The following is a 19,848-nucleotide window of genomic DNA, read 5'->3' as shown; positions in this document are numbered from 1 at the left end:
GGCCGCCGATTACCGTCCGAGATTCTTCAGCGACAGGCGGATCAGGAAGGTGTTGCCCGCCCGGAAGTCGCGGTCCTGCGTATAGTCGCGGCGCCAGGTGACGCCGAGCTCGAAGCATTCGTCCTCATAGGCGATGCCGACACGGTGGCGGATCGGCTCATAGCCGTCGGAGAGGTTGAGCGGGTCTTCGCCGCGCCCCGTAAGATCGACGATCGCCGAGCCGAACAGCGACCAGTAGCGGGCAAAGGCGACGCGGCCGCCGACGCGGGCTTCCTCGCGGTCCTGCAGATCCTCGAGCTGGATGTCGCGGTTGAGGCGGACATAGCCGATCGTCGCATAGGTGCGGCGGCTGCCGATCGTCGCGTCGATCTCGTTGCGGCGCACTTCCAGCCCGTTCTTGTCGACGCGGAAGCGGTGGGTGACGTCGACGAAGCTGCCGATCTTCAGGGTGGAGCGGCCGACGAAGTCGGAGAAATTGCCGGAGAGACCGGTGCCGACCGGGAACAGGTCGCTGTCCTTGTCGAAGCGGTAACTCTGGCCGCCTTCCAGTTCCACCCGCCAGTTCGGCCGATCGAGCGTCCAGCGCGCGCCATAAGTGACTCGGGCGCCGCCGCCCCAGCGATCGAAGCCGTTGAAGCGGTTGAGCGAAAACAGGTTGAGATCGTCGAGATCGACAGCGCGCGCATCCTCGTTGGGGATGTCGCTGTTGTCGCCCTTGCCGCTGCCGACGAGCTGCACGCGCGGCGTCAGCGTCTGCATGCCGCCGAACGCCGGGCCGGCGAACGGCCATTCGGCATCGAGTGCTGCGACCGGGATGGCGCGGCCCGACCAGCCGTCCTTGCCCGAATAGATGGGGAACGGGGACAGGTCGGTGTCGTTGGTGTGATAGGCGTCGGCGCGGAACATCGCGGTCGCCGTCACGCGCTGGCCCATCGGCGTATAGGTCGCCGCGTCCCAGCGCACCTGCGCCAGCGCGCGCTGCGTGTCCTGCCCGTCGGTGCGGGTGATCGCGAGCGTGTTGGCGCGCACCTCCAGCCGGCCGCCCAAAGCATCTAGCTCGGGCCGCCACTGGAAATCGACCAGCGGCAGCGCGATCGGCTGCTGCCCGGCGCGATCGTCGGCGCGCAGGCCCTGGAACGCCCATCCTTCGATACTGAGGTAGGAAGTCCCGCCAAAGCGTTCGAGCGTATAGAAATTCCGCAGCGTATCGTCGCGCGAGATATCATAGCGGCGCAGGAAAGTGTCGTCGGTGGTCAGCCGCACGCCGAGCGTCGATCGCCAGGCGGTCGAATGCTGGAGCCGGCCGTTGGCGAAGAAATAGCCGCGCACGTCATTCTTGTCGTTGCCGGCGGTGGTTTCGCGCGTCGCCTTGGTGATCAGCCCGCCGACCCGCGCCGGGCCGCCGCCGAACAGGTGGCGATATTCGGCGCCGAGCATCGGGTTGGCGTCGGTGTAGAGATAGGGCGTGATCGTCAGGTCGCGGTTCTTCGCCAGCGACAGATAATAGGGGACTTTCAGCTCGAGCCCCAATGAGCGGTCGAGCCGGATGTCGGGCACCAGCAGCCCACCGGCGCTGCCGCTGCCGCCCACCGGATGCGACAGCGACGGCAGGTAGAGCACAGGGATGCCGAACAGCTCGAAATAGGCGTGGCGATAGGTCATCCGCTCTCGCGCGGGATCATGGATGATCTTCACCGCCTTGATCTGCCACACCGGCTTCTTCGGGCAGCCTTCCGAGTCATCGATGTCGCAGGGGCTGTAGATGGCGCGGTCGAGCTCGCTGCGCCCGTCGACGCGCTTGCCCGAGCGGGCGGCGAGGCGGCCGCCGTCCTGCAGCACGAGCAGGATGTTCTCGATGGCGCCGTCGCGCAGCGACTCGGTCAGCTCGACCCGGTCACCGAACGCCTGATTGCCACCCGGATCGATGACGATGACGTTGCCGCGCGCCTCGACGACGCCGCTGCGCCGGTTGTACTCGACCGTCTGCGCGCGCAGGCGGTAGCCGCCGCGCACCAGGATGACGTTGCCGCTCGCGGTGACGATGTCGGCACCCTCGTCATAGCTCAGCGTATCGGCGGCGAAGTCGATCACCTGGTCGGCATCGACCTCGGCGGTCGGGTCGACGACCTCGGGCACCGGCGGGCCGCCGTAAAGCTGGTCAGGAGTCGCGGTGGCTTCGGCCGGATCGCGCGCTTCAGTGGCATCCGGAGGCGGTGCTTCCTGCGCGTAAGTCGGCGCCGTCAGGCCGCACAGCGCGGCGCCAAGGAGCAGCAGGGAAGGGCGTAGGCGCAAGCGAAGCTCCCGAAACGGTCCCCGCCCTCTAACGGATGGGAGGTACGACCGACAAGCGGCGCCGTGTTTGCCTGTCCGACCCCGCCTCGCTACAACCTCGCGCCTGACGATATTTCTCCGGAGTTTGAATAAATGCGTGTCACTTTCGGCCAGCCCGCCAATCCGCAGACCTCGGCGCTGGCGGTTTTCGCGCACAAGGATCTGGTGCTGAGCCGCGGCGCGCAGGCGCGCGACGACGCCGGCCGCCTGGCGCGCGCCAGCCAGGCCGCCCGCTTCGACGGCGACATTGCTGCCATTACCGAGCTGCTGGCGCCGGCCAATGTCGAGGCGACCCGGCTGCTGCTCGTCGGCCTCGGCGTCGCCGGCAAGGCCGACCGCGGCAGCTTCGAACGCGTCGGCGGTGCGCTGGTCGCGCGGCTGCTGCTGTCGGGCGAGACGACGCTGGTCGTCGATATGGACGGCGTCGACGACATCGCGATCTCGCGCGGCGAGGCGGCGGCACGGCTGGCCTATGGCGCGCTGCTCCGCGCCTATCGCTTCGACACCTACCGCACCAAGCTGACCGACAAGCAGAAGCCGACCCTGGCCGAGCTGATCATCGTCAACGCCGGCGACGGTGCGCAGGCGGCCTTCGACAAGCTGAAGGCCGTGGCCGACGGCGTCTATTTCACCCGCGACCTCGTGTCGGAGCCGGCGAACGTCATCTACCCGGAAAGCTTCGTCGAGCGCGCGAAGAAGGCGCTGGCAGGCAGCGGCGTCGAGATCGAGGTGCTGGGCGAAGCCGAAATGAAGAAGCTCGGCATGGGCTCGCTGCTCGGCGTGTCGCAGGGCTCGGTGCGCGAGGCACGGCTCCTCATCATGAAGTGGGACGGCACCGGCGGCACGGCGGCCAAGCCCGTCGTGTTCGTCGGCAAGGGCGTCACCTTCGACACCGGCGGCATCTCGATCAAGCCGGCGGCCGGCATGGAAGAGATGAAGTGGGACATGGGCGGCGCCGGCGCCGTGGCGGGCGCGATGCTCGCGCTCGCCAAGCGCAAGGCGAAGGCGCACGTCATCGGCGTCTGCGGCCTCGTCGAGAACATGCCCGACGGCAATGCGCAGCGCCCCGGCGACGTCGTCACCTCGATGTCGGGCCAGACGATCGAGGTCATCAACACCGACGCGGAAGGCCGCCTCGTGCTGTGCGATGCGATCACCTATGCTCAGAAGACCTGGAAGCCGGAGGTCATCGTCGATCTCGCGACCCTGACCGGCGCGATCATCATCTCGCTCGGCCATGAATATGGCGGGCTCTTTTCGAACGATGACGAGCTGGCGAAGCAACTGGTCGACGCGGGCCTCGGCGCCGGCGACCGGCTGTGGCGCTTCCCGCTGGGCGACGCCTACGACAAGCTGCTCGAATCGCAGATCGCCGACATGAAGAACGTCGGCCCGCGCGACGGCGGCTCGATCACCGCGGCGCAGTTCATCAAGCGCTTCGTCGACGACGGTGTGAAATGGGCGCACCTCGACATCGCCGGCATGGTGTGGAGCGCCAAGCCCGCGACGCTGTGGGACAAGGGCGCCACCGGCTACGGCGTGCGCCTGCTCGACAAGTTCATCGAGGAAAATCACGAAAAGTGAGCGAGACCGAGGTCGGCTTCTACCATCTGACGCGGCAGCCGCTGAACACGGTTTTGCCGCGTCTGCTGGAGAAGGCGCACGCCGCCGGCCACCGAATCCTCATTCACTGCGCCGACGACGCGCAGGTGAAGGCGCTCGACCAGCATCTCTGGACCTATGAGGACGGCTCGTTCCTGCCGCACGGTGTGGACGCGCCGGCCGAGCAGCCGATCCTGCTCGCCACCTCGGCGGGCGAGCGCGGCAATGGCGCCGACCTGCTGGCGGCGATCGATACGCTCGACCTCGACCGCCTCGGCGACTTCAAGCGCGTGCTGTATCTGTTCGAGGAGAGCGACGGCGCGCGGCTGTCGGCGGCGCGCAAGAGCTGGAGCGCACTCAAGGACCGCGAGGGCGTGACCCGCGCCTACTGGCAGCAGGACGAGCGCGGCCGCTGGGTGAAGAAGCAGTAGAGCCCCCCTTCGAGGAGGGAGATTCAGCGCCAACTCCAAAAAAAAAGACCTGTCATCCCCGCGAAGGCGGGGACCCACCGCCGCGCAACGCATGCCTTGCTGCTCATCCTGAGCCTGTCGACGGGTGAGTTGTGCGCGAACGCTGGAGAGCGCTGCCTAGTGGGTCCCCGCCTTCGCGGGGATGACAATTGGATGGGTGCCGGGGAGGAGCGGGCCACCCCTGCGACCCCCTCGCCGGTTGCCTTTGCAACGGCTCGCCGCTAGAGCGCAGCCGCAATCAAACAATCCTCCCACGGAGAATATAAAAATGGCTCTCGAGCGCACCTTCTCGATCATCAAGCCGGACGCCACGCGCCGCAACCTGACCGGCAAGGTCACCGCCATGCTGGAGGACGCCGGGCTGCGCATCGTCGCGTCGAAGCGCATCCACATGACCAAGGAGCAGGCCGAGGGCTTCTACGGCGTTCACCGCGAGCGCCCGTTCTTCAACGACCTCGTCGGCTTCATGATCTCGGGCCCGGTCGTCGTTCAGGTACTCGAGGGCGAGAACGCCGTCGCCAAGAACCGCGAAGTGATGGGCGCCACCAACCCGGCGAACGCCGACGAGGGCACCATCCGCAAGACCCTCGCCGAGAGCATCGAGGCGAACACCGTCCACGGGTCGGACAGCCTCGAGAACGCGAAGATCGAGATCGACTACTTCTTCTCGCCCGCCGAAATCGTCGGCTGACGCGTCTTCCAGAGTGAATCGAGACGGGCCTGCGCCGCATCGGCGTGGGCCCGTCCGATGTAGGACAGGCCGCGCAGCCGCACTTCGCCGCCGCGAAGGAAGCGTTCCTTCACCCCATAGCCGACATCGTAGAGCGCCACGTCGGTGAGCATCTCGCCGCCGTCGGCGAGATAGTGCGTGGTGACCGCGATCGGCAGCCGCTCGTCACCGGCGTCCTCGTCGCGCTGCCCGGCATCCTTGCGCGCCTTCCTCAGCGCACCATCGAACCAGTCGGCCTCGATGCGCGGGTTGGTGGTCTCGACCGCGTCGATCTCCAGCGCGGAAGGGAAAGTCACCGTCTGACTCTGGATCGCCTGGTCGCTGGCGGCCGACAAGGTCAGCACCTCGCCGTCCTGGCTCGCGGTGGCGCGAAGGATCAGCGTGCGCGCCCTGGCGGCGCCGCTGCGCGCCTCGCTGACCCGCGCTTCCTCGCTGCTGCGCCGCTCGGAATAACTGTTCCAGAAGGTGAGGGCGGAGATCACCACCGCGGCGACCGCGAGCAGTTCGCCCAGCGTGATCCAGCGGCGGCGAACCGCGGCGGCTTCGGCCTTCTCGGCCGGGGTCATCTTCTCGTCAGCCATCGGCCTTCAAGATAAGGGCGCTTAGCGCTTCCGGATAGAGGCGATGCTCCTCGATCAGCACACGGTCGGCGAGCGTCGCCGGCGTATCGCCATCGAGTACCGGCACCTCCGCCTGCGCGACGATGGGCCCGTCATCCAGTTCGGGCGTGACGATATGCACCGTGCAGCCATGCACCCGCTCGCCGGCGGCCAGCGCCCGCGCGTGGGTGTCGAGGCCCTTGTAGGCGGGGAGCAGCGACGGGTGGATATTGACGATGCGGCCGCGCCAGCCGCCGATGAAGCCCGGCGACAGCAGCCGCATATAGCCGGCGAGCGCCACCCATTCGACACGCGCGGCACGCAGGGCGCCGTCCATCAGCGCGTCGAAATCTTCACGCGGCAGGCCGCGGTGCGATTGGGCAAAGGTGGCGATTCCCGCCGCTGCCGCATCTTCAAGGCCCAGCGCGTCGGGGTTGTTGGAGACGACCAGCGCTACTTCATAGGGACAATCGGCCGCCCGCGACGCTTCGATCAGCGCCTTCATGTTGCTGCCGCGTCCGGAAATCAGAATCCCTACGCGCGCCCGCCTAGGCGGCATGCGTCGCTTCCCACGGCTGCATCGCGTGCCAGCCGTCGCCGGGGCCGAACACCGTGCAGCCGCGCGGGCCGGCGTCGATGGCGCCGATCACGAACGCCGTCTCGCCGGCCTCGGTCAGCTGCTCGATGACATTCGCCACGTCGGCGGCGGCAACCACCGCGACCATGCCGATGCCGCAGTTGAAGGTGCGCGCCATCTCGCCCGGCTCGATGCGGCCCTGGCCCTGCAGCCAGGCGAACAGCGCCGGCTGCTCCCAGGCGGCGGTGTCGACGCGGGCATGCGCGCCTTCGGGCAGCACACGCGGAATGTTCTCAAGCAGGCCGCCGCCGGTGATGTGCGACAGCGCCTTGATGAGGCCGCGCCGCACCAGCGGCAGCAGGCTCTTCACATAGATCCGCGTCGGCGCCAGCAGCGCGGCGCCGAGCAGCCGCGCGTGATCGAAGGGGGCGGGGCGATCGAGTGCAAAGCCGCGATCCTCGACGATGCGGCGCACCAGCGAGAAGCCGTTCGAATGCACGCCCGAGGAGGCGAGGCCGATCAGCACGTCGCCAACCGCGACCTTGGCGCCGGTCAGCTGCTCGCCGCGCTCGACGGCGCCGACCGCGAAGCCGGCGAGGTCATAGTCGCCCTTGCTGTAGAGGCCCGGCATTTCGGCGGTCTCGCCGCCGATCAGCGCGCAGCCGGCCTGCTTGCAACCGTCGGCGATGCCCTGCACCACGACGGCGGCGATGTGCGGCTCCAGCTTGCCGGTCGCGAAATAGTCGAGGAAGAACAACGGCTCGGCGCCCTGCACGATCAGGTCGTTGACGCACATCGCGACAAGGTCGATGCCGACCGTCTCATGCCGCCCGGTGTCGATCGCCAGCTTCAGCTTGGTGCCGACGCCGTCGGTCGCGGCGACCAGCAGCGGATCGCGGTAGCCGGCGGCGAGCGGATCGAAGAAACCGCCGAAACCGCCGAGTTCGGGGTCGGCGCCGGGGCGGGCGGTGGCCCGCGCGATCGGCGCGATTGCCTTGACCAGGGCATTGCCTGCCGCGATGGAGACGCCCGCCTGCTCATAGGTCATGCCGGGCTGCTGATTGTGCTTGGGATCGACCATGGCGGCACGCATAGAGATGTCGCCTTGGGATTTCGACTCTGATTTCGTAAGAACCGGGTAATCCCGGCAGCAAAAAGGTGTCTGCGTTGCGCGTTGTTCGGTTCCTGGCGATCGTCGGTGTGGTCCTCTGCGGCGCGGTGGCGTCGCGGGCTCAGGACGGCGACGGCGGTGGTGACGGCGGCAGCGGCAGCGCCTTCGTCGTCTCGAACATCGATGTCGACGTGGCCGGCAAGTCGACCGACGAGGCGCGGCTCGCCGCCTTCCGCGAGGCGCAGCGCCAGGCGTGGCCGCAGCTCTGGGCGCGAATGACCGGCAACCCACCTGCGCAAGCGCCGAAGCTCAACGACGGTGCGCTCGATTCGATGGTCGCGGGCATCGAGGTCGATGCCGAGCGCTTCTCGCTGAAGCGCTACATCGGCCGCCTGTCGGTGATCTTCGACCGGGTGCGCGCCGGCAAATATTTCGGCAACGACGTGGCGACAATGAGCTCGCCGCCGATGCTGCTGCTGCCGGTGCTGACCGATGCCGGTGCCAGCACCGTCTATGAGACGCAGTCGCCCTGGCTGCGCGCCTGGTCGCGCTACCGGCCGGGCAGCTCGCCGATGCAATATGTCCGCGCGACGACGGTGGTCGGCGATTCGGTCCTCCTCAACGCCTATCAATCGCGCCGCGACGATCGCGCGCTGTGGCGCAACATCCTCAACCGCTTCCGCGCCGCCGACGTGCTGACTGCCGAGGCGAAGCTCGACCGCACCTATCCGGGCGGCCCGGTGATCGGCAGCTTCGTCGCCCGCCACGGCCCCGACGCCACCGAACTGACCCGCTTCCGCCTGCAAATCCGCAGCAGTACGCAGCTCGACCGCATGCTCGATCAGGCGGTGTCGCGCATCGACGCGGCCTATGGCCAGGCGCTGCGCGAGGGTCGGCTGCGCTCCGACCCTACGCTCACTGCCGACCTGGCGCCGCCGGTGAACCTCGCGCCGGTGATCGCGATGACGGCCGTGTCCGCCTCGGGCGTCGAACTCAACGTCGCGACGCCCGACGCGACAACATGGAGCAGCGTCGAATCGGCGCTGCGCAGCACGCCGACGGTGAGCGGCGTCACGCTCGTCAGCCTGTCATTGGGCGGCACCTCGCGTATCCGCATCGGCCATTCGGACAGCTACGACTGGCTGCTCTACAACCTCGACCAGCGCGGGCTGCGCATCGACGTGGGCGAGGGCGGTCTTCGCCTGCGCCGCAAGGTGGCCGGCGACGTCGTCGTGCCACGCCCGATCGTGACCGAGGAAGCGATCGACGGCGGCGAGACCAACGTCACCCCGGTTCCGGCGCCGGCCGCCACGCCGCGCCCGGCCGGCGGCCCGACCAACCTGCTGCCGGAGCAATAATGGCCGAGCCGAGCGAAACCCGCCTGATCCTGCCGCGCATCCGCTGGGGCTGGGTGCTGGTCGGCCTTGCCACGCTGATCTTCTTTTTCAGCGCCCGCGCCATCCTCGGGCCGTTCCTTGCCGGCTTCGTTCTGGCCTATCTGCTCGACCCGCTGACCAACAAGCTGGAGCGGCGCGGCATGGCGCGCTGGCTGGCGACAAGCCTCGTCCTGACCACCTTCCTCGCCGCCATCGCCGGCCTCGTGCTGGCGACCGCGCCGATCATCCAGGCGCAGCTCACCCAGCTGATGACCAATTTGCCGACGATCATCGACAGCGTGCGGCCGTGGGCGGAGGAGATTTCGCGCCGTACCGGCACGCCGCTGCGCGCCAGCGCGGTACCGACGCAGTTGATGGAGCGGGCGCTCGCCTGGGTGACCGGCGCGCTTGGCGGCATCATCGCCGGCGGGCTGGCCTTCTTCAACGTCATCACGCTGGTCGTGGTGGCCCCGGTCGTCGCCTTCTACTTGCTGCGCGACTGGGACATTGTCACCGCCCGCATCGCCGGGTGGTGGCCACGCCGTTACGACACCACCATCCGCGAGCTGCTGGCGCAGTCGGACGAGGCGCTGTCGGGCTTTGTTCGTGGCCAATTTCTGGTCTGCCTCTGCCTTGCCGGGCTCTACGCCATCGGCTGGGGCCTGATCGGCCTCGACTATTTCATCGTGCTGGCGCTGCTCGCCGGGCTGCTCGGCTTCGTGCCCTTCGTCGGGCCGTTCTTCGGCGTGGCGATGGGCTTGCTGGTCGCGATCGGCCAGTTCGGGCTCGATCCGACGCGCATTGGGCTCGTGCTCGGCGTTTTTGCGATCGTCCAGGTCATCGAGGGCTCGGTGCTGACGCCCAACCTGATCGGCAACCGCATCGGGCTGCACCCGGTGTGGGTGCTGTTCGCGATTTTCGCGGGCGGCGAGCTGATGGGCGTGGTCGGCATCTTCCTCGCGGTGCCGATCGCCGCGGTCACCGGCGTCGTCGCGCGCTGGCTGCTGACGCAATATCTCGGCAGCCGCTTCTACAAGACCGAGGGCCCGCCGCCGTCATGAGCCAGATCGCTCTCCCGCTCGCCTACAAGGCGGCGGACGGCGAGCGCGACTTCTTCGTCTCCGACGCCAATTCGCACGCCGTCATCCATCTCGACCGCTGGCCCGACTGGCCGCAGCCGGTGGCGCTGCTGACCGGGCCGGAAGGTTCGGGCAAGAGCCATCTCGGCCGCATCTTCGCCCGCCAGACTGGCGCCGAGGTGATCGACGATCTCGGCGAGACGCAGGACGACGAGGCGGTCTTCCACGCCTGGAACCGCGCCGGCGAGCGGCCGCTGCTGCTGATCTCGCGCCTGCCGCCGCCGCAATGGCAGGTGGCGTTGCCCGACCTGCGATCACGCCTTGCCGCGACGCCGCAGGTCGCTATCGCCGCGCCCGACGACGCGCTGCTCACCGCGGTGATGGCAAAGCAGTTCCGCGACCGCGGGCTGACCGTCGGCCCCGATGTCATCGCCTATGTGCTGGCGCGCATCGAACGCAGCTTTGCCAAGGCGGCCGACGTGGTCGATCGGCTCGACACCGCGGCGCTCGCGGCGGGGCGCGCGGTCACGGTGCCGCTGGCCCGCGCCGTGCTCCCGGAACAGCTCGACCTATTGGAGTAGTGGAAGCGTCACCTTTCTGCGCCTAGATAAGGCGCATGACCGTCGTTGCCGCTGCCAAGATCGAACCCGCCGTCCAGGGACCGCGCCTGTTCAACCGCGAGCTGTCGTGGCTCGCCTTCAACATGCGTGTGCTCGAAGAGGCCGAGAACCCCAACCATCCGCTGCTCGAGCGGCTGCGCTTCCTCTCCATCTCGGGCAACAACCTCGACGAATTCTACATGGTGCGCGTCGCCGGCCTGCGCGGGCAGGTGGAGCAGGGCGTCGAGACGCTGAGCGCCGACAGCCTGACCCCGGCGCAGCAGCTTGCCGCCGTCACCGAGCGCGCCGATCAATTGATGGCGCGGCAGCAGGAAGTCTGGGCCGAACTGCGCCGCCAGCTCGTCGGCGCCGATTTCGACGTGCTGACGCCCGCCGACCTGACGGGCGACGAGTGCGACTGGCTGGAGACGCACTTCCTCGAACAGATTTTCCCGGTGCTCACCCCCCAGGCGATCGACCCGGCGCACCCGTTCCCGTTCATTCCGAACAAGGGCTTCACCATCGTCCTCGAACTGCACCGGCAGTCGGACGGGGAGAGCCTCAACGCGCTGCTGATGCTGCCGAGCATGTTGCGCCGCTTCATCCGCCTGCCGGGCGCCGATGCACGCTACATCCCGGTCGAGGACACCATCCGGCTGTTCTTCGACCAGCTGTTCCCCGGCTACGACCTCGTCGGCGACGGCGCCTTCCGCGTCATTCGCGACAGCGACATCGAGGTCGAGGAAGAGGCCGAGGATCTCGTCCGTTCGTTCCAGACGGCGATCAAGCAACGCCGGCGCGGGCAGGTGATCCGGTTGAAGGTGGAGGCGTCGACGCCGCCATCGCTGCTGAAGATGCTGCGCGCCGCGCTGCACGTCGATGATCGCGACGTGACGCCGGTCACCGGCATCCTCGGCATCGCCGACATCGCGACCTTGGTCGAGGAAGACCGCCCCGACCTGAAGTTCGAGCCCTATGTGCCGCGCTTCCCCGAGCGGATTCGCGAGCATGGCGGCGACTGTTTCGCGGCGATCCGCAGCAAGGACATCGTCGTCCACCATCCGTACGAAAGCTTCGACGTGGTGCTGGCTTTCCTGCGCCAGGCGGTGGCCGATCCCGATGTGGTGGCGATCAAGCAGACGCTGTACCGCGCCGGCAAGAACTCGCCGATCGTCCGCGCGCTGATCGACGCCGCCGAGGCCGGCAAGTCGGTGACCGCCGTCGTCGAGCTGAAGGCGCGCTTCGACGAGGAGCAGAACCTCATGTGGGCGGCGGCGCTGGAGCGCGCCGGCGTGCAGGTGGTCTACGGCTTCATCGACTGGAAGACCCACGCCAAGCTGTCGATGGTGGTGCGCCGCGAGGGCGCGGACCTTCGCACCTATATCCACTTCGGCACCGGCAATTATCACCCGGTGACGGCGCGCGTTTACACCGATCTCAGCTTCTTCACCGCCGACCCCAAGCTGGCGCGCGATGCCGCGCAGGTCCTCAACTACATCACCGGCTATGTGCCGCCGACCCGACTGGAAAAGGTGGCGCTGTCGCCGCTGTTCCTGCGCGAGCGGCTGGTCGAGTTGATCGACGCCGAGATCGCCAATGCGCGCGCGGGCAAGCCGGCGCAGATCTGGGCGAAGATGAACTCGCTGGTCGATCCGCCGATCATCGAGAAACTGTATGAGGCGAGCGGCGAGGGCGTGCAGATCGACCTCGTCATTCGCGGTATCTGCTGCCTGCGGCCCGGTGTCCCGGGGATGAGCGACAATATCCGCGTCCGCTCGATCGTCGGCCGCTTCCTCGAGCACAGCCGCATTCTGGCGTTTGCCAACGGCAAACCGTTGCCGTCGCGGCAGGCGAAAGTGTTCATTTCCTCGGCCGATTTGATGCCGCGCAATCTCAACCGCCGCGTCGAACTTCTTGTTCCGATTGAGAACCCAACGGTGCATGAGCAGATTCTCGACCAGGTGATGGTCGCCAATCTGCTCGATGTGGAGCAGTCGTGGACGCTGGCGCCCGATGGCCAGTATCTCCGGGTGGGCGATGGCAAAACCGGCTTCAACCTGCACCGCTATTTCATGACGAACCCGTCGCTGTCCGGCCGTGGCAAGGGCGGTGAAACGGTGCCGACACTGGTTCTGAAGAAGTCCAAGGGCTAGCCGGGCCTCGCGGCGCAGGCTAAGCACCCCGGGGTCAAGAGGAGCCGACTGACGTGGCCGCCAGCGCGACGACGCCCAAGCCGACCCCGCGCCGTCGCTCTGCCGACGAGACGCTGACCGGTATCATCGACATCGGCTCCAACTCGATTCGACTCGTGGTCTATCGCGGCCGCCACCGCACCCCGCCGATCCTGTTCAACGAAAAGGTCATGGCGGGTCTGGGCCGCGGCGTCGCCGCCAGCGGCAGGATCAGCGACGAGGGGCTGGCGGTCGCCGAGGAGGCGATCGCCCGCTTCGCGCTGCTCTGCGAGGACATGGGCGTCCACCAGCTGCGCGCCGTCGCCACCGCCGCGGTGCGCGAGGCGAGCAATTCCAAGCAGTTCCTGTCGCGCATCCGCAAGAGCTGCGGGCTCGAGATCGAGGTGATCAGCGGCGAAGCGGAGGCGCGCTATGCCGCGCTCGGCGTGCTCGCCGGCATGCCCGGCGCCGATGGGGTGGTCGGCGATCTCGGCGGCGGAAGCCTCGAACTGATCCGCATTGCGGACGGCCGGACCCATGAGCGCGTCTCGCTGCCGATCGGCTCGCTGAAGCTCGACGCGGTGAGGAAGAAGGGACCGCGCGCGCTGACTGCCTTCGTCAAGAAGGCGCTCGCGAAGGTCGAGTGGGCGGCGGAAGGGAAGGGCAAGCCCTTCTACATGGTCGGCGGCTCGTGGCGGGCGCTGGCCCAGCTGCACATGTTCCTGACCGAGCATCCGCTCCCCGTCGTCCATCAATATGCGATGACGCCGGCGACAGCCGACCGGCTGGTGCGCGCGGTGACGCAGATGCAGACCAAGACGCTGAAGATGGTGCCGAACATCTCCAGCTCGCGCGTGCCGTCGCTGCCCGGCGCGGCGGTGCTGCTGCGCGCGGTGACGCAGAAGCTCGGTTCGAGCAAGCTCGTCGCCTCGGCCTATGGCCTGCGCGAGGGGCTGCTGTTCGACACCTTGCCGCCCGACATCAAGGCGCAGGACCCGCTGGTCGCCGCGGCACGCGCCGAGGGCGAGCGGCAGGGCCGCTTCCCTGAGCATGGCGACATTTTCATGGAGTGGATGAACGGCCTGTTCGAGCCGGAAACGGCGGCCGACAAGCGACTGCGCCATGTCGCCTGCCTGCTGTCGGACGTCGCGTGGCGCGCCCATCCCGATTTCCGTGCCGAGCGTGCGGTCGACGTGGCGCTGCACGGCAACTGGACGGCGATCACCACCGACGAGCGCGCCATGCTCGCCGCGTCGCTGTTCGCCTGCTTTGGCGGCAGCGCGCAGCATCCGATCGTCCAGCTGCTGCACCATCTGGCGGATGCCGAGTCGCTGCGCCGCGCGTGGCTGTGGGGACTGGCGCTGCGGCTGGGGCAGCGGCTGTCGGGCGGCACCGCGGAAGCGCTCGAATATTCGCACCTCTATCGCCGTGGCGGTGACCTGGTGCTGACGCTCAACCCGCACCACGCCGCGCTCTACGGCGACACGGTGGCGCGGCGGTTGAAGAGCCTTGCGCAGGCGATGGAGCTCAGCTCGAAGTTCGAGGTGGTTTGAGGAGAGCGTTCACGCTCGACCTCGTCATTCCCGCGAAGGCGGGAACCCAGCCCACAAACAATAGCGCCCGCGAAAGCGGGCATTCCTTTGCAGATGGACTGGGTCCCCGCCTTCGCGGGGATGACGGAAAAATGCGTTGATACCGCCTCAGGCGACCTCGGCGCTCGTCATCATCAGCTTGCCGTCGCGCACCGTGAAGCCGAGACGGCCTTCGACCAGCGCCACCGCATCGCGGCCGAACACGTCTTTGCGCCAGCCGTCGAGCACCGGCAGCCCGTCGCGAACCCCCGCCGCCAGCGCTTCGAGGTCATCCGAGCGCGCGATCAGCTTCGGGGCGACCTCCGCCTCCTTGGCGCGAATCTTCAGCAGCAGCTTCAGCAGGTCGGCAATCAGCGTGGTATCGGCGGTGAGGCCGGGGCGCGACGCTTCCTTGGGCGGCATTTCCTCGGCCGACAGCGGCTCGGCGCTGCTGATCGCGTTCATCAGCCGCTCGCCGATATTGTTGCCGGCCCACGCTGCCGAAAGCCCGCGAATCCGTGCGAGGTCGGACTGCTGGCGCGGCGGGTGCGCGGCGAGGTCGGCGAGCGTCTCGTCCTTGACGATGCGGCCGCGCGGCACGTCCTTGTCCTGCGCCTCGCGCTCGCGCCACGCGGCGAGCGCCTTCAGGCGGCCGAGCACCTCGGGCTTGCGGTTGGGCAGGCGGAGGCGCGTCCAGGCGCGCTCGGGGCTGTTGGCATAATTGGCCGGGTCGCCGAGCCGCTCCATCTCCTCGTCGAGCCAGGCGCCGCGGCCGGTCTTGCGCAGTCGCTCGACCATCTTCGGGAACAGCTGCGCGAGATAGGTGACGTCGCCGATCGCATATTCGAGCTGGCGCGCATCCAAAGGCCGGCGCGCCCAATCCGTGAACCGCGCGCCCTTGTCGAGCCGCGCCGGCGTGTAGGCGGCGACGAGGTTGCCGTAGCTGACCTGCTCGCCGAGTCCCAGCGCCATCGCCGCCACCTGTGTGTCGAACATCGGGTAGGGGGTCTTGCCGGTGAGATTGTAGATGATCTCAAGGTCCTGCCCGCCGGCGTGGAATACCTTCAGCACCTCGTCCTCGACGAGCAGGTCGAGGAGGGGCTGCAGGTCGATGTCCGCCTTGGGGTCGATCGCCGCGGCTTCGTCGGGCGACGCCACCTGGATCAGGCAGAGATCGGGGTAGTAGGTATTCTCGCGCATGAACTCGGTGTCGACGGTGACGAACGGAGCTTCGCGGAGCCGGTCGCACAGGTCGGCGAGCGTCTTGCTCGACGTAATCAACGGATGAACCTTCATGGCCGCGTCATAGACGGGCCGCTTCGCCTTGACAAACCGGGTGCGAACCTGTGTTACCCGCGGCTTACCCGAGACCCCCGGAAAGTCCCATGCACGCCTATCGCACGCACACCTGCGCCCAGCTTCGCGCCGCCGACGTCGGCCAGACGGTTCGCCTGTCGGGCTGGATCCATCGCAAGCGCGATCATGGCGGCGTGCTCTTCGTCGACCTGCGCGACCATCACGGCCTGACGCAGATCGTCGCCAAGGCGGGCAGCGAGCCGCTGAACACGCTCGATCACCTGCGCGTCGAGTCGGTGGTGACCATCGAAGGAATTGTCGTCGCCCGCGGCGCGGAGGCGACCAACGCCAACCTCGCCACTGGCGAGATCGAGCTGGTCGCCGACAAGGTGACGATCCAGTCCTCGGCCGAGGAGCTGCCGCTCCCCGTCGCCGGCGAGGCGGAATATCCCGAGGAGATTCGACTCCGCTACCGCTTCCTCGATCTGCGTCGCGAGCGGCTGCACAAGAACATTGTCCTGCGCTCGAACGTCATCGCCAGCTTGCGCCGCCGGATGATCGACCAGGGCTTCACCGAGTTCCAGACGCCGATCCTGACCGCGTCGTCGCCCGAAGGCGCGCGCGACTATCTGGTGCCGAGCCGCGTGCACCCGGGGAAGTTCTACGCGCTGCCGCAGGCGCCGCAGATGTTCAAGCAGCTGCTGATGGTGGCGGGCTTCGACCGCTATTTCCAGATCGCGCCCTGCTTCCGTGACGAGGACGCCCGCGCCGACCGCAGCCCGGGCGAATTCTACCAGCTCGATTTCGAGATGAGCTTCGTCACGCAGGAAGACGTGTTCGCGGCGATCGAGCCGGTGCTTGCAGGCGTGTTCGACGAATTCTCCGACAAGTCGGTGACCAGGCCGCCGTTCCCGCGCATCGCCTACAGGGAATCGATGCTGAAGTACGGCAGCGACAAGCCGGACCTCCGCAACCCGATCATCATCACCGACGTCTCGGCGCATTTCCGCGGGTCGGGCTTCGGTCTGTTCGACAAGATCGTGTCGGGCGGCGGCGTGGTTCGCGCGATCCCGGCGCCGAAGACCGCCGAAAAGAGCCGCAAGTTCTTCGACGACATGAACGAGTGGGCGCGCGCCGAAGGCCATGCCGGCCTCGGCTACATCACGCAGAAGGGCGGCGAGCTGGGCGGCCCGATCGCCAAGAACCATGGCGAGGAAGCGACGCGCAAGCTGGTCGCCGAGCTGGGCCTTGGGCCCGACGACGGCATCTTCTTTGCCGCCGGCAAGGTCGATGCCGCGGCGAAGCTCGCCGGTCAGGCGCGCACCCGCATCGGCGAGGAGCTGGGCCTGATCGCCGAGGGCGAGTTCCGCTTCTGCTGGATCGTCGACTTCCCGATGTTCGAGCGCGACGAGGACAGCGGCAAGATCGAGTTCAGCCACAACCCGTTCTCGATGCCGCAGGGCGAGCTCGAGGCGCTGGAGACGCAGGACCCGCTCGATATCCTCGCCTATCAGTATGACATCGTCTGCAACGGCGTTGAGCTGTCGTCGGGCGCGATCCGGAACCACCGGCCGGAGATCATGTACAAGGCGTTCGAGATCGCCGGCTATGCCAGGGAGCAGGTCGACGTCGACTTCGCCGGCATGATCAACGCGTTCAAGTTCGGCGCGCCGCCGCACGGCGGCTCGGCGCCGGGCGTCGATCGCATCGTCATGCTGCTCGCCGACGAGCCCAACATCCGCGAGGTCATCGTCTTCCCGATGAACCAGAAGGCGGAAGATCTGATGATGAACGCGCCGGCACCGGCGACGCCGAAGCAGCTAAAGGAGCTGTCGATCAAGATCGTCGACGGCCCCAAATAAGGGCGGCGCAAGCATAAGCTGAACGCCAGCTTTCATCGCGCTTCAGCCACGGTTCAACGGATTCGGCTCAGTCTTCCACCATGAGCGTGTGGGAGACTGAAAATGCGTAAGCTTCTGACCGGGTTGGTGTTGGGCACGATGGCGGTGGCGGCCGCCGCACCGGCCCTGGCTGCCGACAATGACGCGCGCCGCATCGGCGAGCAGTTGCGCAACCGCGTGACCAACCATGGCGACCGCAACGACGACCGGCGCGAGGAGCGCTGGGAGCGGCGGGCTGATCGTCGCGACGACCGCCGGGAAGCCCGCGACGACCGGCGTGATGACCGCCGAGACTGGCGTGACGATCGCCGCGACGACCGCCGTAACTATTGGGATGATCGGCGCGGCTATCGCTACGGCTACACCGGCAATGCCTATGGCTGGAACCGCCAGTGGACGCCCTATGGCTTCGGCTACAACGACCGCTTCACCCAGGACTGGGTGTTCCGCAACTTCGCCGACCGAAACCGCAACGGCCGCATCAGCGAGGGTGAGTGGCGGCGCGCGCAGGCGGCCTTCTACCGCTTCGCCGATCGCAACCGCGACGGCTGGATCAGCCGCGGCGAATATGACTGGGCGCGCCACGCGATGGGCAGCCGCGCCTATGCCGGCTACCGCTGGTAACTGACCCGAAAAAGGGCCGGGCAGGGTGCTCGGCCCCTTTTTTCCGAAACGCGCGTTGTGACTGCCATCGGTTTTCGAGCCGGAGGAGTAAGTTGCGTTGCGTAAGCTCATCATCGCCCTCGCGCTCGGCGGCGCGCTGTCCTTGCCCGCCATCGCCAACGACTGGACCGAGCAGGCGGAAACGCTGGCCGACGACGGCTTCGCGCTTGCCGGCAGCGACGAATGGGGTGAGGAGCCCCGGCTCGCGGCGCCCGATCGCTTCGGCCAGTTCCGCTACGACGGCAGCGGCTGGGCCGAGCTCGACGGCTGGATGCGCGGCGACCCGACCTTGCGCCACTGGGTGCTGTTTCGCTTCGATCTCGACGCCGACGGCCAGCTGACCGCCGACGAAGCGGCCATGGCGCGACGAGGCTTCTACGAACTTGCCGACGCCAACCGCAGCGATCGCATCACCAGCGAGGAGTTCGTGAGCGGCTGGATGGCGGTGCGGCAGGAGTTGCAGGGCTTCTACGGAGACGCCATCATCCGCCCGGCGTGATCAACCTGTCCGACCATGAAGCGGGTCGCCCGTTCAGCGGCGACTATGACGAAGCGCTCGCTGCCGCGCAGAAGCGGCTGGTGCATGCGCAGGTCGCGCACATCGTCCATCAATCCTCGGCGGTCATCGTCTTCGAAGGCTGGGACGCGAGCGGCAAGGGCGGCGCGATCCGCCGGCTGACCGGCACGATGGACCCGCACTATGTCACCGTCTGGCCGACCTCGGCGCCGACGGAAGAGGAGGCCGACCATCATTTCTTGTGGCGCTTCTGGCAGAAGCTGCCGGCGCGCGGCCATCTCGCGGTGTTTGACCGCAGCTGGTACGGGCGCGTGCTCGTCGAGCGCGTCGAGAAATTCACCGCCAAGCGCGACTGGCGCCGCGCCTATGACGAGATCAACGCCTTCGAGGCACAGCTCGCCGCGCACGGCACCGCCGTCATCAAGATCTTCCTGCATGTGACGCAGGCGGAGCAGGACGACCGGCTGACCAAGCGGCTCGACCATCCGTGGAAGCGCTGGAAGATACAGCCCGACGATTTCCGCAACCGCGCCCGGCGGAAGGACTATCTGGCGGCGATGCACGACATGTTCGCGCAAACGAATACGGCGGTCGCCCCGTGGGCGGTGTTTGACGGCAATGACAAGCATGCGGCGCGCATCGCGGTCCTCAACCATGTCGCCGACCTGCTCGCCGCGCACGTCCCGCCCGAGCCGCCGCCCGCCGACCCCAGACTCATCCGCGCGGCGAAGAAAGCATTCGGCTACAAGCCCAAGGGCGATTAGGCCGCCGGATAGCCGATCGACAGGATTTCATATTCGATGACGCCGCCGGGCAACTCGACCCGGCGCAGATCGCCGACGCCGGCGCCGCGCAGCGCCCGCGCGATCGGCGAGTTCCAGCCGACCTTGCCGTTGCCGGCATCCGCCTCGTCGTCGCCGACCAGCGTCAAGGTGCGCTGCCGGTCATCCTCGTCGGCGATCACCAAGGTCGCGCCGAAGAAGGCGCGGCTGCGGTCGGCCTGCTGCGCCGGGTCGACGACCTTCGCCGCCTTCATCCGCTTGCCGAGCCAGGCGAGACGGCGGTCGATCTCGCGCAGGTGCTTGCGGCCGTAGAGATAGTCGCCGTTCTCCGACCGGTCGCCGTTGCCCGCCGCCCACGACACCGTCTCGACCACCGTCGGCCGCTCGACCTCGAACAGCTGCCTGTGCTCGGCGAGCAATGTCGCGAACCCCGCCGGTGAGATGTAATTGGGCCGGTCGGTCACCGCTGCTCG

18 protein-coding genes are annotated in these 19,848 nt (G+C 67.9%); 12 read left to right on the top strand and 6 right to left on the bottom strand.

What is annotated here, in order from left to right; genetic code table 11:
• Positions 1-9: 9 nt before the first annotated feature.
• Positions 10-2,292, bottom strand: coding sequence for an LPS-assembly protein LptD (locus tag ACFOMD_RS14110; protein WP_380862468.1), 2,283 nt, complete (start codon positions 2,290-2,292; stop codon positions 10-12).
• A 132-nt stretch (positions 2,293-2,424) separates the two neighbouring features.
• Here ACFOMD_RS14110 and ACFOMD_RS14105 point away from each other — a divergent pair, with 132 nt between their 5' ends.
• The 3 genes from ACFOMD_RS14105 to ndk all read left to right on the top strand — a co-directional run bounded on the left by ACFOMD_RS14105 (position 2,425) and on the right by ndk (position 5,094).
• On the top strand, positions 2,425-3,915 hold the full coding sequence (locus ACFOMD_RS14105) for a leucyl aminopeptidase (RefSeq protein WP_380862466.1): 1,491 nt from the start codon (positions 2,425-2,427) through the stop codon (positions 3,913-3,915).
• Positions 3,912-4,364 (top strand): DNA polymerase III subunit chi, encoded by a 453-nt coding sequence (locus tag ACFOMD_RS14100; RefSeq protein ID WP_380862464.1) that lies wholly within the window; start codon positions 3,912-3,914, stop codon positions 4,362-4,364. The genes ACFOMD_RS14105 and ACFOMD_RS14100 overlap by 4 nt, the downstream gene beginning before the upstream one ends.
• A gap of 307 nt (positions 4,365-4,671) precedes the next feature.
• Complete coding sequence (gene ndk / locus ACFOMD_RS14095) at positions 4,672-5,094, top strand: nucleoside-diphosphate kinase (RefSeq protein ID WP_380862462.1); 423 nt, start codon at positions 4,672-4,674, stop codon at positions 5,092-5,094.
• Here the strand turns inward: ndk and ACFOMD_RS14090 are convergent.
• The 3 genes from ACFOMD_RS14090 to purM are packed head-to-tail and all read right to left on the bottom strand — an operon-like array spanning position 5,061 to position 7,402.
• Positions 5,061-5,714, bottom strand: coding sequence for a hypothetical protein (locus ACFOMD_RS14090; protein ID WP_380862460.1), 654 nt, complete (start codon positions 5,712-5,714; stop codon positions 5,061-5,063). The two genes, ndk and ACFOMD_RS14090, sit on opposite strands and share 34 nt — an antisense overlap.
• On the bottom strand, positions 5,707-6,291 hold the full coding sequence (purN, locus tag ACFOMD_RS14085) for a phosphoribosylglycinamide formyltransferase (protein WP_380862458.1): 585 nt from the start codon (positions 6,289-6,291) through the stop codon (positions 5,707-5,709). The genes ACFOMD_RS14090 and purN overlap by 8 nt, the downstream gene beginning before the upstream one ends.
• Positions 6,281-7,402, bottom strand: a complete 1,122-nt coding sequence (gene purM / locus ACFOMD_RS14080) for a phosphoribosylformylglycinamidine cyclo-ligase (RefSeq protein ID WP_380862456.1) — start codon at positions 7,400-7,402, stop codon at positions 6,281-6,283. Before purM ends, purN begins: the two co-directional genes overlap by 11 nt.
• A gap of 74 nt (positions 7,403-7,476) precedes the next feature.
• Between purM and ACFOMD_RS14075 the strand changes: the two genes are divergently transcribed.
• Genes ACFOMD_RS14075 through ppx form a run of 5 tightly spaced genes read left to right on the top strand, consistent with a single transcriptional unit; the run spans position 7,477 to position 14,198 of the window.
• Entirely contained in the window at positions 7,477-8,778 is a 1,302-nt protein-coding gene (locus tag ACFOMD_RS14075; protein WP_380862454.1) for a heavy-metal-associated domain-containing protein, read from the top strand.
• Entirely contained in the window at positions 8,778-9,857 is a 1,080-nt protein-coding gene (locus tag ACFOMD_RS14070) for an AI-2E family transporter (protein WP_380862452.1), read from the top strand. The genes ACFOMD_RS14075 and ACFOMD_RS14070 overlap by 1 nt, the downstream gene beginning before the upstream one ends.
• Positions 9,854-10,456, top strand: coding sequence for an HdaA/DnaA family protein (locus ACFOMD_RS14065; protein ID WP_380862450.1), 603 nt, complete (start codon positions 9,854-9,856; stop codon positions 10,454-10,456). The genes ACFOMD_RS14070 and ACFOMD_RS14065 overlap by 4 nt, the downstream gene beginning before the upstream one ends.
• Positions 10,457-10,491: 35 nt before the next feature.
• The gene (locus ACFOMD_RS14060) at positions 10,492-12,627 is read left to right on the top strand and encodes an RNA degradosome polyphosphate kinase (RefSeq protein ID WP_380862448.1); all 2,136 of its coding nucleotides are present in this window, start codon (positions 10,492-10,494) and stop codon (positions 12,625-12,627) included.
• A 53-nt stretch (positions 12,628-12,680) separates the two neighbouring features.
• Complete coding sequence (ppx, locus tag ACFOMD_RS14055; protein WP_380862446.1) at positions 12,681-14,198, top strand: exopolyphosphatase; 1,518 nt, start codon at positions 12,681-12,683, stop codon at positions 14,196-14,198.
• Between the two features lie 147 nt (positions 14,199-14,345).
• Here ppx and rnd read toward each other — a convergent pair whose 3' ends face one another.
• Positions 14,346-15,512, bottom strand: coding sequence for a ribonuclease D (rnd, locus tag ACFOMD_RS14050; protein ID WP_380862444.1), 1,167 nt, complete (start codon positions 15,510-15,512; stop codon positions 14,346-14,348).
• An 89-nt stretch (positions 15,513-15,601) separates the two neighbouring features.
• Here rnd and aspS point away from each other — a divergent pair, with 89 nt between their 5' ends.
• From aspS to ACFOMD_RS14030, 4 genes are all read left to right on the top strand, one after another.
• A complete protein-coding gene (gene aspS / locus ACFOMD_RS14045; protein WP_380862442.1) occupies positions 15,602-17,374 on the top strand; it encodes an aspartate--tRNA ligase in 1,773 nt (590 codons plus the stop codon).
• A gap of 102 nt (positions 17,375-17,476) precedes the next feature.
• Entirely contained in the window at positions 17,477-18,037 is a 561-nt protein-coding gene (locus ACFOMD_RS14040) for a hypothetical protein (RefSeq protein WP_380862440.1), read from the top strand.
• A gap of 97 nt (positions 18,038-18,134) precedes the next feature.
• Entirely contained in the window at positions 18,135-18,575 is a 441-nt protein-coding gene (locus ACFOMD_RS14035) for a hypothetical protein (RefSeq protein WP_380862438.1), read from the top strand.
• Entirely contained in the window at positions 18,572-19,357 is a 786-nt protein-coding gene (locus tag ACFOMD_RS14030) for a polyphosphate kinase 2 family protein (protein ID WP_380862436.1), read from the top strand. Before ACFOMD_RS14035 ends, ACFOMD_RS14030 begins: the two co-directional genes overlap by 4 nt.
• Here the strand turns inward: ACFOMD_RS14030 and ACFOMD_RS14025 are convergent.
• Positions 19,354-19,839, bottom strand: a complete 486-nt coding sequence (locus ACFOMD_RS14025; RefSeq protein ID WP_380862434.1) for a GreA/GreB family elongation factor — start codon at positions 19,837-19,839, stop codon at positions 19,354-19,356. The genes ACFOMD_RS14030 and ACFOMD_RS14025 overlap by 4 nt on opposite strands.
• Positions 19,840-19,848 lie beyond the last annotated feature (9 nt).

This window comes from Sphingoaurantiacus capsulatus, from assembly GCF_042648405.1.
GTDB classification, from domain to species: Bacteria; Pseudomonadota; Alphaproteobacteria; order Sphingomonadales; family Sphingomonadaceae; genus Sphingoaurantiacus; species Sphingoaurantiacus capsulatus.
The sequence above is the reverse complement of the archived record's forward strand: the minus strand, read 5'-3'. Positions and strand labels throughout refer to the sequence as shown.